The organism is Brevibacillus sp. FSL K6-2834, assembly GCF_038592925.1.
GTDB classification, from domain to species: Bacteria; Bacillota; Bacilli; order Brevibacillales; family Brevibacillaceae; genus Brevibacillus; species Brevibacillus borstelensis.
Genome location: NZ_CP151945.1, coordinates 4,883,849 through 4,899,411, shown reverse-complemented (window position 1 = coordinate 4,899,411; position 15,563 = coordinate 4,883,849). Strand labels below are relative to the sequence as shown.

General features: G+C 50.5%; 17 protein-coding genes. 10 read left to right on the top strand and 7 right to left on the bottom strand.

Going from position 1 to position 15,563, the window contains the following annotated elements:
- Positions 1–57 precede the first annotated feature (57 nt).
- Together NST96_RS23875 and lpdA are read left to right on the top strand one after the other, a co-directional pair.
- On the top strand, positions 58–1,419 hold the full coding sequence (locus NST96_RS23875; protein ID WP_342406550.1) for a dihydrolipoamide acetyltransferase family protein: 1,362 nt from the start codon (positions 58–60) through the stop codon (positions 1,417–1,419).
- Positions 1,420–1,431: 12 nt separating this feature from the next.
- Positions 1,432–2,811, top strand: a complete 1,380-nt coding sequence (lpdA, locus tag NST96_RS23870) for a dihydrolipoyl dehydrogenase (protein ID WP_039070176.1) — start codon at positions 1,432–1,434, stop codon at positions 2,809–2,811.
- A gap of 45 nt (positions 2,812–2,856) precedes the next feature.
- On the opposite strand, the gene NST96_RS23865 is transcribed toward lpdA, so the two are convergent.
- Complete coding sequence (locus NST96_RS23865) at positions 2,857–4,137, bottom strand: Nramp family divalent metal transporter (RefSeq protein WP_051925595.1); 1,281 nt, start codon at positions 4,135–4,137, stop codon at positions 2,857–2,859.
- 429 nt (positions 4,138–4,566) lie between these two features.
- Between NST96_RS23865 and NST96_RS23860 the strand changes: the two genes are divergently transcribed.
- From NST96_RS23860 to raiA, 6 genes are all read left to right on the top strand, one after another.
- A protein-coding gene (locus NST96_RS23860) for an IS1182 family transposase (RefSeq protein WP_122958896.1) occupies positions 4,567–5,897 on the top strand; the annotation gives its coding sequence in 2 pieces (ribosomal slippage) (positions 4,567–5,107 and positions 5,107–5,897; 1,332 coding nt in all).
- Positions 5,898–6,100: 203 nt separating this feature from the next.
- The gene (locus tag NST96_RS23855) at positions 6,101–6,679 is read left to right on the top strand and encodes a uracil-DNA glycosylase (RefSeq protein ID WP_171505897.1); all 579 of its coding nucleotides are present in this window, start codon (positions 6,101–6,103) and stop codon (positions 6,677–6,679) included.
- A 222-nt stretch (positions 6,680–6,901) separates the two neighbouring features.
- Complete coding sequence (locus NST96_RS23850; RefSeq protein WP_327986135.1) at positions 6,902–7,822, top strand: peptidase U32 family protein; 921 nt, start codon at positions 6,902–6,904, stop codon at positions 7,820–7,822.
- A gap of 19 nt (positions 7,823–7,841) precedes the next feature.
- The gene (locus tag NST96_RS23845; protein ID WP_342404889.1) at positions 7,842–9,080 is read left to right on the top strand and encodes a U32 family peptidase; all 1,239 of its coding nucleotides are present in this window, start codon (positions 7,842–7,844) and stop codon (positions 9,078–9,080) included.
- Between the two features lie 114 nt (positions 9,081–9,194).
- Entirely contained in the window at positions 9,195–9,464 is a 270-nt protein-coding gene (locus tag NST96_RS23840) for a hypothetical protein (RefSeq protein ID WP_003390116.1), read from the top strand.
- 296 nt (positions 9,465–9,760) lie between these two features.
- A complete protein-coding gene (gene raiA, locus NST96_RS23835) occupies positions 9,761–10,291 on the top strand; it encodes a ribosome-associated translation inhibitor RaiA (protein ID WP_024984637.1) in 531 nt (176 codons plus the stop codon).
- Here the strand turns inward: raiA and NST96_RS23830 are convergent.
- Positions 10,243–10,740 (bottom strand): hypothetical protein, encoded by a 498-nt coding sequence (locus NST96_RS23830; protein ID WP_342404886.1) that lies wholly within the window; start codon positions 10,738–10,740, stop codon positions 10,243–10,245. The genes raiA and NST96_RS23830 overlap by 49 nt on opposite strands.
- A gap of 152 nt (positions 10,741–10,892) precedes the next feature.
- Between NST96_RS23830 and NST96_RS23825 the strand changes: the two genes are divergently transcribed.
- Both NST96_RS23825 and NST96_RS23820 read left to right on the top strand, forming a co-directional pair.
- A complete protein-coding gene (locus NST96_RS23825; protein ID WP_024984638.1) occupies positions 10,893–11,159 on the top strand; it encodes a CD3324 family protein in 267 nt (88 codons plus the stop codon).
- Positions 11,160–11,473: 314 nt separating this feature from the next.
- The gene (locus NST96_RS23820; RefSeq protein ID WP_024984639.1) at positions 11,474–12,139 is read left to right on the top strand and encodes an elongation factor G-binding protein; all 666 of its coding nucleotides are present in this window, start codon (positions 11,474–11,476) and stop codon (positions 12,137–12,139) included.
- Positions 12,140–12,532: 393 nt separating this feature from the next.
- On the opposite strand, the gene NST96_RS23815 is transcribed toward NST96_RS23820, so the two are convergent.
- The 5 genes from NST96_RS23815 to NST96_RS23795 all read right to left on the bottom strand — a co-directional run bounded on the left by NST96_RS23815 (position 12,533) and on the right by NST96_RS23795 (position 15,424).
- Positions 12,533–12,607 carry a hypothetical protein gene (locus tag NST96_RS23815; RefSeq protein ID WP_275261596.1) on the bottom strand — a complete coding sequence of 25 codons (75 nt, stop codon included), beginning with the start codon at positions 12,605–12,607 and terminating at the stop codon, positions 12,533–12,535.
- Positions 12,608–12,630: 23 nt separating this feature from the next.
- Positions 12,631–12,813 carry a hypothetical protein gene (locus NST96_RS23810; RefSeq protein WP_003390111.1) on the bottom strand — a complete coding sequence of 61 codons (183 nt, stop codon included), beginning with the start codon at positions 12,811–12,813 and terminating at the stop codon, positions 12,631–12,633.
- Positions 12,814–13,077: an ATP-binding protein gene (locus NST96_RS23805; protein WP_171506581.1), complete on the bottom strand. Its 264-nt coding sequence runs from the start codon at positions 13,075–13,077 to the stop codon at positions 12,814–12,816.
- A gap of 84 nt (positions 13,078–13,161) precedes the next feature.
- Positions 13,162–14,781: a peptide ABC transporter substrate-binding protein gene (locus NST96_RS23800; RefSeq protein WP_024984641.1), complete on the bottom strand. Its 1,620-nt coding sequence runs from the start codon at positions 14,779–14,781 to the stop codon at positions 13,162–13,164.
- A 133-nt stretch (positions 14,782–14,914) separates the two neighbouring features.
- Positions 14,915–15,424, bottom strand: a complete 510-nt coding sequence (locus tag NST96_RS23795; protein ID WP_152562186.1) for a hypothetical protein — start codon at positions 15,422–15,424, stop codon at positions 14,915–14,917.
- Positions 15,425–15,563 lie beyond the last annotated feature (139 nt).

The window sequence follows — 15,563 nt, the reverse complement described above, 5'->3', positions numbered from 1 at the left end:
TCCCCGAGCGAGAAGGAGTGCCTGCCAGCCCAATAAACGAGGGAGGGAATGGAAAACATGGCAGCGGAAGTGATCATGCCCAAATTGGGAATGTCCATGGTGGAAGGAACGGTGATCGCCTGGAAAAAGCAAGTCGGGGACCCAATCGCGAAAGGCGAGGGAATTGTCGACATCAGCTCGGAAAAAATCGAAATGGAGCTGGAAGCGCCGGCAGACGGCATCCTGCTTGCGATCGCCGTCAATGATGGCGGAGTTGTACCTTATGGAACCGTACTCGGCTATATCGGAGAGTCGGGGGAGCAAATTGAACACGCATCCCATGCAGGAGCAGAATCAACCCAGGAGGTGGCCGCAGCGGCAGTCGCGGCGGAAAAAACGGCGCCGGTGTCAGCAGCAGTCACGGCGGAAAACACGACACCAGCGCCGACAACGGAAAACACGACACCAGCGCTGGCAGGGCGCAAAGGCAGCAATCTGAGAGTTTCGCCGGTCGCCAAAAAAATGGCGGAAGAAGCGGGATTGGATCTGGAGTCCATCACAGGTACTGGCCCGCAAGGCCGCATCACGAAGGAGGACGTGGAAAAGGCGTTGGCGAAGGAGGCCGCTTCCCGCGCAGAAACGGCCCCTCAGCCGCAAGGGACTTCTCAGCCTGCGGCAGCCCCTTTGTCATCCACGCAGCCTGCCGTGGAAGCTTCAAAAACGGCTTCCAATCAGGAAGTGGTGGAGCGTACCGCAGTGACCGGAATGCGAAAGGTAATCGCCACACGCATGCTGGAAAGCCTGCAGCAGAGCGCCCAACTAACGATGACCGCAAAGGCTGACCTGACCGACCTTTTGGCGTTGCAAAGACAGCTTGCCTCCGAACTGGAAAAGCGCCAGGAAGGGAAGCTTACCGTAACCGACTTGATCGCCCGGGCGGTTGTCCTTTCGCTGAAAAAGCATAGACTGATGAACAGCGCGTATTTGACCGATCAGCAGGAGCCGAGAATCGAGACATATGGACATGTCCATCTCGGAATCGCCGTCGCTCTGGAGAAGGGGCTCGTGGTCCCCGTAATCCGCCACGCTGACCAACTTTCGCTGCTGGAGCTATCGAAGGCGATCAAGTCGCTTGGCGAGCAAGCCCGCAACAACCGGCTGAGCGGCGACGAGATGAAAGGATCAACCTTTACGATCAGCAATTTGGGGGCGTACGGGGTAGAGCATTTTACGCCTGTGCTCAATCCTCCGGAGGCCGGCATTCTCGGTGTCGGCGCAATCGAGGCGGTGCCCGTTTACCGGGGAGAAGAGCTGCAACGGCGCAGCCTGCTTCCGCTCAGCCTCACATTTGATCACCGTGTGCTGGATGGAGCGCCGGCGGCTCAATTTCTGGGAAGCGTCAAGGACTGCCTGGAGAATCCGCTGAGTCTGCTATTGTAAGGAGGAGACCTCGTGGGAACTGTAGTCATTATCGGCGGAGGACCGGCAGGCTACGTCGCTGCCATAACAGCCGCACGCAAAGGACAGCAAGTCATTGTCATAGAGGACCGCCAATTGGGCGGCACTTGCCTCAACGAAGGCTGCATCCCGACGAAATCGCTGCTGGAAAGCGCGGAAACGCTTGAAAAGGTAAAGCGGGCCTCCGCCTTCGGGATCGCCGTGCCGGCAAGCGGCGTGTACGTCGACTGGTACGGGGTCCAGCAATATAAAAACAGCGTGATGAAAAAGCTCGTCCTCGGCGTAGGATACCTGATGAAAAAAAACAAGGTGCAAGTCATCCAGGGGAAAGCTTCCTTTTTGACGGACCGGGTCGTGAAAGTGGAAAAACCGGACGGAGTGGAAGAAGTCGCCGCTGACCGCTTTATTATTGCAACGGGTTCCGAGCCGATCGAACTGCCGTTTGCTCCATTTGACGGAAGCTGGATCATCCACAGCAGTCAGGCGATGTCGCTTTCTCGCATTCCCGCCACGCTCCTGATCGTAGGGGGAGGGGTGATTGGCTGTGAATTTGCCAGCATCTACAGCAGAATGGGCGCAAAGGTCACGATCGTAGAAATGGCTGAACAACTGTTGCCGGGAGAAGACCGCGACATCGCAGAGGTGCTGAAACGGCGGTTGGAAGAGGATGGGGCAACCATTTATACCGGGACTGCCCTGTCGGGCGCAGATGCGGCAACGAAAACAGTGTCCGTACAAACGGGAGCCGGAGTGGAAGAAATAAGGGCGGAGCATGTATTGGTGGCAATTGGCAGAAAGCCGAGGGTAGAGGAGCTGGGGTTGGACCGGATTGGCGTGCAGTATTCCGGGAAAGGCATTCAGGTTGACGAGACCATGCAGACAAGCGTCTCCCACATATATGCCTGCGGAGACGTCATTGGCGGCATTCAGCTTGCCCATGTCGCTTTTCACGAGGGCGAAGTGGCGGCACTCAACGCTTGCGGCGTGGAGAAGAAAGCATCCTATCGCGCTGTCCCCCGCTGTATCTACACCTCGCCGGAGATCGCCAGTGTCGGGCTTACGGAGTTGCAAGCCAGAGAGCGGTACGGGGATGTCCGCGTTGGCGAATTCCCTTTTGCCGCAAATGGAAAAGCGTTGATCTTACATGAACAGGCGGGAAAAGTGAAGGTTATCGTCGAGCCGACATTCAATGAAATCGTCGGCATCTCGATTGTCGGTCCCCGGGCGACGGAAATGGTCGGTCAGGGAACCGTCATGCTGCATGCGGAAATGACGGCAGATGCCATGGAAGACTTTATCGCGGCCCATCCGACTCTGTCGGAAACGCTGCTGGAGGCCATACTGAATGCGACAGGCCAAGCCATCCATGGCTGAGACGCGGATTGCCGGTAAGCCATGCAAGTGAGTGGCGAACCCCTTTTAAAAAAGCGTCTCAACCAGCAGAAATATATTCAAAATGACAACCAAAAGAGCGACGATCCAAGCTAATAGCGTTGTCACACGATGATTCGCCAATCCCCCCATAATGCTCTTGTTGCTCGTAAATAGAATGAGCGGGACAAGGGCAAAAGCAATTCCAAATGACAAAACGACCTGGCTTGTCACCAATGCACTCGTAGGGTTTACTCCCGAAACGATGAGCAGCAGCGGCGGAATCATCGTGACAGCTCTGCGAATATACAAGTTGATTCGCATGTTTACAAACCCTTGCATGACAATATCGCCTGACAGTGTTCCGACCGAAGAGCTGGACAATCCGGCGATGAGCAGTCCCAGCCCGAACGAAAAGGAGGCGACTGGGCCGACATAATCGTTAAATGCGTGAAAGGCCGTGGTCAAGTCTTCGATGAATAGACCGTGTGCATAAAACATTGCGGCGGCCACGATCAGCATACTCATATTAATCGCTCCGGCGATGACCATTGCGATGATAATATCGATGCATTCAAACTTGAAGATTTGCTTTTTTTCATGATCGTTCCGTCCGATCACGCGATTTTGTGTAAGCGAGGAATGCAGATAAATGGCATGGGGCATTACCGTCGCACCCAATATGCCGGCTGCCAGCAGGATACTGTCCGTATCTGCAAACCTCGGCAAAAACACGCTTTTTGCAATGGCTGCAAGATCCGGCTTTACCATGAAGATTTGGACCGCAAATGCCAATACGACGACAAGCAGCATGGAAGCGATAACCGCCTCGAAGGAACGGTACCCCCTTCGCTGCAGCTCCAATATGGCAAACGAGCCTGCAGCAGCAATGACAGCCGCTGCAGGCATCTGAAGACCGGATAACAAAGAGAGCCCGAGTGCCGCTCCGATAAACTCCGCTAAATCTGTCGCGATAATCACGAGTTCGCTCTGCACCCATAGAAAAAAAGACACGCCTTTAGGCAGCCGTTCACGTGCTACTTCGGGCAGATTTTTTCCCGTCGCGATGCCCAGCTTTGCTGACAAGGATTGGATCAGGACGGCCATCAGATTGGAGACGGCAATCACCCAGAGCAACAGATAGCCGTATTTTGAGCCGGCTGTAATATTTGTCGCGAAGTTTCCTGGATCTATATAAGCAATAGAAGCGATAAATGCGGGGCCCAGAAAAGGAAGGAGCCTTTTTACGCCCGACAGCTCTCCTCTCAGTGCAGCCTGCGCGTTGCGGGAGTTTGTATGTCCATGTAAGAATGTCCGTTTGGTAAACATTTTGTCTTTCAATGATGTTCATCCTTTATGAATACCGTTCTGCTAGTGTCCTCATCTAGCTTTCCCAAAAGATGACTGCTTAACGGAAGATCATCATTTGCATGACAAAAGAAAAAGTCCCTTGTAATCGAAGGGACAATCTTTATTGAACTTTTTTGATTGGGATATAAAGATCAACCTCGGAATTCGGGAGCCAGGTCGACATAGATGTAATCAAATGCATTCCCAAGTGTATCCAGTTTCTCCTTGTGGGTAACTTAAAAAGGAGCAGCCCTCATAGGAGCTGCTTCAGGCTGTCGAGAAAGTCGACAGCCATTTTTATTTCCCTGTATTTTATGACGACACCGCGTTAATGTGTTATAATATTCTTGTAATTACATTTACTGGCGGGTGATTATTGTGCTTTCCTCTAATGAAAAAAAGCAACAAATGCAATATGAATTTGTATGCCTTGATGAGTTGGTCCCGGAGGACCATTTGCTACGAGTTATTCAAAAGCATGTAGACTTCTCTTTCATCCGAGAAAAAGTACGCCAATACTATTGTGAAGATAACGGTAGACCAGCCATTGATCCGGTGGTTTTATTTAAAATGATTTTCATTGGATACCTTTACGGTATCCGGTCAGAAAGACAACTCGAAAAGGAAATTCAGACGAATATCGCTTACCGCTGGTTTCTTGGCCTTTCACTAACAGATCGAGTTCCAGACCACACTACCATCAGTTGGAATCGTCGAACTCGTTTTAAAAACACAAATGTTTTCCAAGAGATTTTTGATGAAATCGTTCGCCTTGCTATCCAACATCGCATGGTTGGCGGACGTGTTTTGATAAGTGATTCCACTCATCTGAAAGCAAATGCGAACAAACGTAAATTTAAGAAGCATGTTATTGAAAAATCTAGTCGAGCCTACCTTAGTGATTTAGAAGCAGCCATTAATGAAGACCGTGAAGCACACGGAAAAAAGGATTGAAGCCTAGAGAGGATGTGAAGGAAGAAAAGGAAATCAAGGTGAGTACTACTGATCCGGACAGTGGTTACATGGTTCGTGACGGAAAGCCTGAAGGCTTTTTCTATCTCGATCATCGGACAGTCGATCATAAGTACAATATCATAACTGATGTACACGTGACTGCGGGTAACGTTCATGATTCTGTTCCTTATGTAGATCGGCTACAACACCAAATTGAGAAGTTTGGGTTTACAGATACCATTGAAGCCGTTGCATTGGATGCTGGCTATTTAACTACTCCAATCTGCAAGGCTCTGCACGATCTAAATATCTTTGCCGTCATTGGCCATCGAGCTTTTTCACCTGTTAAAGGCCTTATCGCCAAATGGCGGTTTAAATATGATCCCGAAAAGAATGTCTATATTTGCCCCCAAAAACATGAGCTTGCTTATTCGACAACTGACCGTAACGGATACAGAATGTATAAGTCAAATAAAGAAATATGTAAGGCATGTCCGATGCTCACTATGTGTACACGGTCAAAAAATCACCAAAAGGTGATAACCAGGCATGTATGGGAAGAGAGTAAAGAATGGGTTCGACAGAACCGCTTAAGTAAGTCAGGAAAATACCTATACAGGTTGAGATACCAAACGATAGAGCGAAGTTTTGCAGATGCCAAAGAACTGCATGGACTTCGCTATTGTAGGTTGCGCGGACGTGAAAATGTCCAAGAGCAAGCGTTGCTGACAGCAACCGTTCAAAATATAAAAAAGATAGCACTCCACCTTGCAAAGGCATGTTAGGTGTGGTGCTATCTAAGACTTCCAGCACTTCGTGCTCAATTTTATTGTTATGAAAGAAGAAACTCCAACATATTGTGGGGTTTCTCGACAGCCTGGAGCAGCCCTCATAGGAGCTGCTTCTTCTTTGTATGCGTTTGAAACTCCTTCCTCCATCCAATCCTATTCATAGGCGGATAGCCGACAACGACGGCGGAGGGATCGCGATGGATGCAACATGCCCGGCCATTTGGCCTGAGGAGGAGCCGCCAAAGGGCGTTGAGAGCTGCATGGATTGCGGACTGTTTGAGCACGGCTCGCGGATGATTTGGGGCGAAGGGAATCCGCATGCGCCGATCATGGTCGTGCTCGACAATCCGGGAGCAAGAGAAGACCGGCACGGAAACCCGTTTGTTTGCGGCACGAGAGAAACGCTGCAAAAGGCGGCTTACGAGACAGGGCTCGGGGAAAGAGATGTGTACGTTACGTATGTATTGAAGCGCCGTCCGACCCGGGCCTACGACAAAGAAGGAGCGAGAGAAGCCTGCATGCAGCATCTGCTCGTCCAACTGCAAAGCAAAACGCCCCAGCTCGTCTTTTGTTTGGGAAATGTAGCCACACAGGCGTTTTTCGCAAACAGGGAAGCGGAGGTGAAGGCGCTGCGGCAGCAGTGGCACTTCCCCCGTGGTGTGAAAACGGCAGTTTCCTACCATCCATTGGCTGTGCGCAGACGCCCTAACCTTTGGGCCGATTTTCTGGAAGATTGGAAGTTTCTTGTGTCTGTGTATAAAAAAAGCCGTCAGTAACAAAGTGAGCCTTGGTCATCTAATCGCCCGTGCGGGATGGCCAGGGCTCTGTTTTTGTATCCGCCCGGGCCACCCTTCTGCCGGGAGAAGACTTCAACTGGCATTGTCATTCCGAAAATCAGTGATTTCACCGGAGAAAATGGGGGAACCCCCTGATTGAGAGGAGGCGCTTGGGTCCATAAAATGGTTCTGTTGGCCTGTCTGAAAGAAAGGATGGTTCTGATGAATTTCCACACACCGGAGTTGGTTGTCTCTGCAGGCAGTCCGGAAGAAGCCGAGAAGCTGCTTTCGGCAGGGGCAGATGCCGTAACCGTGGGAGACGGGCGGTATGCGCTGCGCGTGCCGGGCAATCTTTCCATGCCGATGATCACTGACGTTGTCCGTATCGCTCACGGGCAAGGGAAAAAAGTATATGTCGCCCTGAATGCCCTGCTGCATCAAGAGGAATTGAACGGGTTGGACGAGTACGTACGGCAGCTTGCGCAAAGTAAAGTGGATGCGGTGGTGTTCGGTGATCCAGCGGTACTCGTGGCAATGCAGAAAACAGCGCCCGGGTTGAAGCGGCATTGGAGTACGGAAACGACGTCGACGAACTGGAGAACCGTCAATTTCTGGGCGAGAAAAGGGGCGAGCCGGGCGATACTGGCCCGTGAGCTGTCTTTAGAAGAAGTCATTGGCGTGAAACAGCAAAGCCGGATTCCGGTCCAGGTCCAGGTTCACGGCATGACCTGCATCTTTCATTCAAAGCGGCCGTTGGTCAGCAATTACCTGCACATTCTGGGCAAAGGGGACAGCAAGCAGGAGCAACTGATGGTTTTGAAGGAAAATACGCGCAGCGGACAGCACTATCCCATTTTTGAGGATCACAACGGCACACATGTCATGAGCCATGAAGATATATGCATGCTGGAGCACTTGGGAGTTTTGATCGAAAACGGCATCGATTCCTTCTACATAGAGGCGCTGGGCAAACCGCTTTCGTACAATTGCCAGGTTGTCTCCGTCTATCGGCAGGCGATTGACTGCCTGGCGAAAAATCCGCAGGCTGCACTTGACCCTGCCTTGCTGGATGCGATCAAGGCGGTTCAACCGACGGAACGGCCGCTTGGTACCGGCTTTTACTTTCGAGAGCAGGTTTATTAAAGGGGGAACGGAAACTGCGATGACGAATCAGATCAGGAAAAAACCGGAACTGCTCGCACCTGCCGGCAACTTGGAAAAGTTGAAGTTCGCCGTGCTGTACGGTGCGGATGCGGTATACATTGGCGGGCAGCAATACGGGCTGCGTGCCAAGGCGGGAAACTTCACGTTTGAGGACATGCGGGAGGGCGTGGCATTCGCCCATGAACGGGGAGCGAAGGTGTATGTGGCAGCGAACATCATGGCCCATAACGAAGATTTCGCGGGGATGGCTGATTATTTCCAAATGCTGCAAAAGGTTGGCATTGACGCCGTGATCGTGGCTGATCCGGCGATCGTCGATGTGTGCAGGGAAGCGGCCCCCGGTCTGGAGATCCATATCAGCACGCAAGCGTCCGTCACCAACTGGCAGGCGGTGCAATTTTGGGCGGAAGAGGGAATTCCGCGAGTCGTGCTGGCCCGTGAGGTTTCACTGCAGGAAATCTGCGAAATCAAACGGCACGTCGATATCGAGATCGAAGCGTTCGTGCATGGAGCCATGTGCATTTCCTACTCGGGCCGGTGCGTCCTGTCCAACCACATGACGAACCGCGACGCCAATCGCGGCGGCTGCGCCCAATCGTGCCGCTGGAAGTACGATTTGTTTGCGGAGGAAGAGGGCGACATGCATCCGTTATTTGCCGAGGGTGATGAGACCTTTACGATGAGCTCCAAAGACCTGTGCATGCTGGAGCATATCCCGGAGATGATCGAAGCGGGGGTGGACTCGCTGAAAATTGAAGGGAGAATGAAAAGCATTCACTATGTCGCTACCGTTGTCAACGCGTACCGGCAAGTCATTGACGCCTACTGGGACAGCCCGGAAACGTTCGTGTTCAAGCCGGAGTGGCGGGAAGAGATCATGAAGGCGGCCAACCGTCCGCTGACCACCGGCTTTTATTTCAACCAGCCGACCGAAGACGACCAGATCTTTGGCGTGCCGCCGAAAATGACCGCCTATGATTTTGCCGGACTGGTGCTTGCCTACGATGAAGAGACGGGCATCGCCACCATCGAGCAGCGCAACCATTTCAAACGGGGGCAAGAGGTTGAATTTATCGGACCGGGACGGGAGAGGTTCATCCAGCGGATCGGCGAGATGTGGGATGAAGAAGGGAACAGTCTGGACGAAGCCCCGCACCCGATGCAAAAGGTTTTGGTGAGAGTGGAGAAGCCGGTAAAGCCTTACGACCTGATGCGAAAGGAAAAAGGGACAACGTGACGGTTCGGCGAATATAATAAAATAATTGCTGTGATTGGTTAGCTACTGCGAAACAACACCTGGATATGACACAGGGGTTGTTTTATTTTTTAAGAGCATATTCAAGGAGTGGTTATGTTGAAAAAGTTCTTTGATTTTATTTGTAAGGGATTTTTTCACCCGTTAGATAAATTAATACTGCTATTTTTGGTGAGCTGGATCTCAAAACTGTTGTCAGAATGGACGGGGGTATTTTTCATTGGTGTGCCAACATTGATTTTGCTGATCATCTTTACAACGCCTCGATTTGAAAAAACTTGGTTCGCCCAAAAAGTTCTCAATCCATTAGGAAGCATTTCTGTAATCGCTTTATTAGTAATCGGAATGATTCTTATGATAACGTGAAGTTCTTTATGATGGCACTAACTGTAAGGATATACGAGATATACTCGGAGATGGCTTATCGGAGCCATTCACGCGATATACGTTTGCTTGGGAAGGTGAATAGAGGCGGAGCCACTTATTTGCGGCCGCGGCTATTTGTGGCAAATGTTTTAAATATTGCAACTGCCGAGCGGGATTTGACGCTTTTCGAGAGCAAAGTGTGATTTATCTCACACCGCTCTTTTTTTTATCGCCCATAATGAGAACTAGGGAGGACAAGAAAAGCTCCCCAGAAGCCGCGAAAGGGGTTTTCGCTCATGAGATGCAATATTCACGGTGACCATTTGGTTGTTACGCCAGCTTTAAGCGAGTATGTGGAAAACAAGGTAAGCCGTCTGGAGAAATTCGATTTGCTGACCGCTTCCGACGAGTGCCGGGTAACCCTGCGCGTAACGAAGAAACGCCACACGGCGGAAATGACGATTCCGACCCCAGGCGCCATTTTTCGGGCTGAAGAATCCACCGAGGATATGTACGCATCTGTCGATCTTGTAATTGACAAGCTGAACAGACAGATTCGCAAATATAAAAACCGCTTGGAAACCCGCAACAGGCAATTGCTGACCTCTCCGCCTGAGGCGTTTGCAGAGGAACCGGCGGAAGCACAGGAGAGCGTCGTCAGAATTAAGCGGTTCGAGTACAAACCGATGAGCGTGGATGAGGCGATCCTGCAAATGGATTTGCTCGGACACAATTTCTTTGTTTTTTCCAACGCGGAAACCAATCAGGTGAGCGTGGTCTACAAGCGAAATGACGGTGGATTTGGCTTGATCGAACCCTCCGTATAGTCGATGTGAACAAGCTTGAGGAAAAAGGATGCAGGAAAAAATACGCTGCTAAACGATTCGCCTGAAGGCAGCGGCCATGCCCGTAGCGGAACGAAGAGCTGCTGCTGCCCCAGATCAACAGTATAAAAGTTGATCTTGTACAAATCATTCGATGCCATCAAACCGCCCTGTGCGCCACAATGAACTGCGCCCAGGGTGTTTTTTCTTGTCTTGCAAATCAGGGAAACGAAAATGGCCGTGGCGACAGTAAAGGCCGACAGGCAACAGTTTGCGGTACGGGAACTTTTCTGAAGGAAATGGAAGAAACGAAAATTTTCACCGAATCCAGGCCTGCTATTGAACACCGAATCCGTACATGTATATGATGAAAGGGAGCGGACAATCGTTTCAAAGACAGCAAATGTCCGGGGAGGTGAGCAGCAATGGCAATAACGGGTTTGTTGCCGCATACGGCAGCCACTCATGCAAAGCCAAGTATTGGAGGCGATACTTTGCATGGGGCGGACATGAATTTTTCATCGCCCGTATGAGCATAGATCATTTCTAATCATTTGGCTTTGCCCCTTATTTCCATTCTCGAATGAATAAGGAGCGGGCAGAAATGAAATATGTAAAAGCAACCACGATTTTACCTGAAGAGCTGATCAGCGAAATTCAGAAATATATCCAGGGTGAAACCATCTATATTCCAAAACCGAAAACCACCTATGAAAAATGGGGGGCGCGTTCTGGAGGAAGAAGGGCCATCCAGGAGCGAAACAGCGCGATTAAAGAAGCGTTTAAAAAAGGAAAGACGATCCATCAATTGGCTGACGATCACTTTCTTGCAGTGGAGACGATCAAAAAGATTGTGTATACAAACAAATAGGAAAAGACGACGGAAGCGCCGGTTATCGAGGGAATCGATTGCCGGTGCTTTTTTCTTGCAGGGACGTTTCACTTTTTTCTCAAGTGTATAGGGCTCAGTGTAAGCGTTCCGGTCCGCATAAACAGCTTTTGCTGCCAAAGAATCCGCTGCTGCGAAAAGGATTCAAAGGGAAGCTTTTTATATGGCGAGTTCGTTTCTAAATCAAATCCGGCATTTCTTGCGAGCAGCACATTTTTTTATAGTGAAAGGGGGCGCAAATGAACAAAGCTCCCGAGAACGAACGGACGACAAATTGATTGCAAGGAGGGAACGGTATGGTTGAACCGTTTATTCGACACCATCAATATAACTTCATTAAAAATCAGGCGGAGATCGTGCAGAAGGCGACCGTATCCGTTGCCGATCCGAAAGTGCTGGAAGCCGTAAGGTACAGCGCGGAATCAAAGGTATTGAACGCGTTTCCGCATGCTACGGAAATCCAGGTGCAATTGTTGAAGAAAATAGCTTCTCTAAAAGAGGCAGAGGATTTCAAGCAGTATGTACACTCGCTATTGCCGTATGTAATCCCGTTTCCGCAGGTGACCGAAAAACAGCTCAAGAAGCTGTTCCCTAAAAATAAAAAGCTCAAGGTTCCCGATCTGCTGACGATTGATTACCACGCAATAACGTATCTGGGCTGGATGGATGTCGCCACAAACAAGTTGTTCATCGTGTACCCTGCAAGGGAAGATGTCGTTGGGATCGAAGGAAAGTATACGATCGCAAACAGGAAAAATACGTGCTCCTTATGCAATGGGCACGGGGAAGTGGCTTTGTTTTCGGCTATCAGCAAAACAAGGATGGCTCATGTATCGCCCGATTATTACAAAGCGATTGGCAACTATATTTGCACGGACAGCGCCCAGTGCAACAAAAGGATTACGGACGTGACGGCATTGGAGCGCTTTATCCACGATATTACAGGCCGCGCAATCGACTAGTTCACCCGGATTTGGCTGTATGGAATGTCCGCCTCATCTCTCAGTCAGGTCACCGGAACAGGCGATTTTTTGCTTGCATGGGCGATTTGATTTCGACCGTATCAAAAATGCATGAGGCTTGGTCAGGGGGAGCTGCCCTGCAGAGAGGAAATTCCGATAGTCATCGTGAACGTTTACGAAAGTAACAAGCGGCAGAATGACGAAAATTTCTCTTCCGTTCCTATCAGCGGTAGACCGGGTTTAGCTGTCTGGTGTTCAATTTCCGCATGCAGGTGATCGTCGATGAGGCCTAATCGCCTGAAATACGCTGCACATAAGAAAAACCACCTCGTCGGGTGGTTTTTTGTTCTGGTACGAGCTGTGGGAGGCACTCAACAGGGAGAGATGCTTTCGCTATTTCTCTTTTGTCAAATACAGCACCAGCTCAGTGCGGCTGTTCAGATGAAGCTTGCCAAGGATATGGGACACATAGTTTTTTACGGTGCCTTCGCTCAGAAACAGTGTCTCGTCAATAGCCTCTTGCCCTGCATGACCTGCTCGGCCGCAGGGTATGTTTCCTTTACAGCCTTGGTCGCTTCCACGCCAGTCATAACGCGCATCCTGAGGTCCATGAGGATCATTTTCAAGCCATCTCGAACAATTCTCTGGTCATCGACAATCATGATATCTGTCATCTAGACACTCTCCCTAGCTGTGACATAAGGAATCTTGGCGATTACCGCAAAGCCGCGGTCTTTTTCCGAGCAAAAGCGGACCGTGCCTTCAAGCAGCTGGATTCTTTCCTCGATGCCGCGGAGCCCATGAGATTTGGATATCTCGCTGCAGCCGCTGCCATCGTCTTTTACCGCGACGTGTATGAAATGGCCTCGCTTGGCTACTTCAATCTGAAAGGCACCGGGATTTCCGTGCTTCACACCGTTGGTGACAGCTTCCCGCACCGTTTTGTAAATGCAGTTTTTGATGTCCGGAATGGCGTGCTCTACGGCTTCGTCAAAAACGAGCTGGACGCTCCGGCTTCCACGCTACTTTTCGATATACGCGTACTTGAAGTAGGAACCGCCCAGCGGCAGGATGACGAAATCCTTCACCTTGTCGTTTTTCACATAGGCGTTTCCGCGGAAGTGGAGCGGAGCCAGCGGCATTTCCTCCATCAAAATCTTTTCTGCCTCAAACATCAGCTTTTTGCGCTTCTCCGGATCGGTTTCGTAGTAGCTTTGGTTCAGCAGTTCGCGATACTTTTTGTTGTCAAAGCGGACTACGTTGTTGCCCCCGGCCTTGTCCTTGTACATTTCCAGAAAGTTGATCGGGTCGTTGAAATCCGCCCCCCACAGCCAGATGCCAAAATCGTACTTGCCATTTTGTACGTCGGAATTAAACACCTTCCACTCCGAGGTGCGGATCTCGATGTCGAGCCCCAGCGTTCGCTTCCACCCGTCCTGCAGGGCTTGCGCCAGCTTTTTGTCCGTCTCGCCGGTGTCATAGTAGTAGGTGACCTTCGGGAATTCCTTCAGTCCCAGCTCCTGCATCCCTTCGGCCAGAAGCTGCTTTGCCTTTTCCACATCTTCTTTGAAATAGCCGTCCGGATTCAGCCCCATGGAAATGGGCACCCAGCCGTACGCCGGAGGAACTCCAGTCTGCAGGATGTTGTCGATCAGCTCCTGGCGGTTGATGGAATAGGCGAATGCCTGGCGAATCTTTTTGTTGGTGAACGGCGGCTTTTCCGTGTTGAAGATGACGGCCTTGGTGCCGGGATTGTCCGCGACAAGGAGCCGGCCTTCTTCTTTGAGCTGTCCGACCGCGTCCGGCGACAAGCCAAAGGACGGGTAGCCGCCCCAGTCGAGGTCGCCGTTTTCAAACATGGAAAGGGCCGTGTTGTTGTCCTCGATCATAACGATTTCGATGCGGTCCAGCTTGACGCTGGCCTTGTCCCAATAGGTCGGACTTTTACTGAATGCCATCTTGGCCTTATGCTCCCACTCATCGATCACGAACGGGCCGTTCCCAACGATGGTGGCTGCTTCCGTAGCCCATTTCGGACTGTTTTCGACCGTTTCCTTATGCAGTGGATAGTAGGTGGTGAAGGAGGTAAGCTCGCGGAAAAACGGAGTCGGCGAGCGCAAGGTGAATTCGACGGTGTAGTCGTCTGTTGCCTTGACTCCTACATCCTGCGGCGTCCCTGTCCCGTTGAAGTATTCCTCGCCGCCTTTGATGTAGAAGAGCTGGTAGGCGTAAGCCGAGGCGGTTTTGGGGTCGAGATTGCGCTTGATCGCGTATTCAAAATCGTGTGCGGTGACGGGATCGCCGTTGCTCCACTTGGCATCCCTGCGGAGGATAAAACGAAACTGGGTAAAATCGGGGGTATTGGTAAAGCTCTCGGCAACTGCGTTGATCAGTTCTCCTTGCCGATTCACAGCGGTTAAGCCTTCAAAGGCAAGATTGATCATATCCATGGAAGACGCATCTGTCGCGATGCCCGGGTCCATCGTCGGCGGTTCCCCGGTGATGCTCCAATGCAGTACCATCGGTTCGGTTGAAGACGTTTCGGAAGCAGGCAGAGCATTCTGTGAAGCATTCTCGCTGCAACCCGTTACAAGACTAAAGAGCAAAGCCGCGGCGGACAAGGCTGAAAACCATTTTTTCATGCTTTTCCTCCCAAATTGTCTTTGTCATTGCTAAAAGGATAAGGTGGAAAAATGATTATGTCATTCACCGTGATGTATAAATATAAGCCGAAATTAGCTCATAAAAAGTCAGTAAATTCATACAATTTGTCCCTTAACGAATAAAACGCATGGAAGAGGAGGTTTTGACTCGGGATAGCAAGGCAGCCGAAAATCCAGAAAGAAAATTTTTTTCAGGGCTGCCGGCTGGCGTAAATAGCGTCAACCGGGCGTGAACAGCAGTAAACTGGCGCGACCTGGCGTAAACTGGAGCAAACGCCGCAAATACTGCAAATACTGCAAACCATTGCCGATGCTGCAACCGCTGCAAACTGCCGCGAACGTCGCAACCGCTGCAAATGGTCGCCAGCGCTGCAAACGCGACAAACTGCACAAATCGTCGCGAGCTGCCGCAAACGCGACAAACGACAAACTGCTGTTGCTGCAAATCATAGAGAAAGGCATCTGAACGCAGGTGTCTTTTTTTCTTGACTGAACTGCCAGAGTAACGAAAAAGGGCATAAAGAAGCCATTTTAACGAAATATGACCTTCCGGTTGTAAAAAAATTTTCTTTATACTATTTTCAAATGTAAAAAAATTTACTATAATCCACCTTAAAGTCAATTCGACAAATTAATAAGATTTTCTATTTTTCGACATTATCAAAATCTCTCGGCGAGGAGGAGCTGACAAAAAAGTGGTTTGACATGAGGCTTGCAGCTTTCATCAGGAATGACAACTTGGAAGTTACCCGGCACCAATT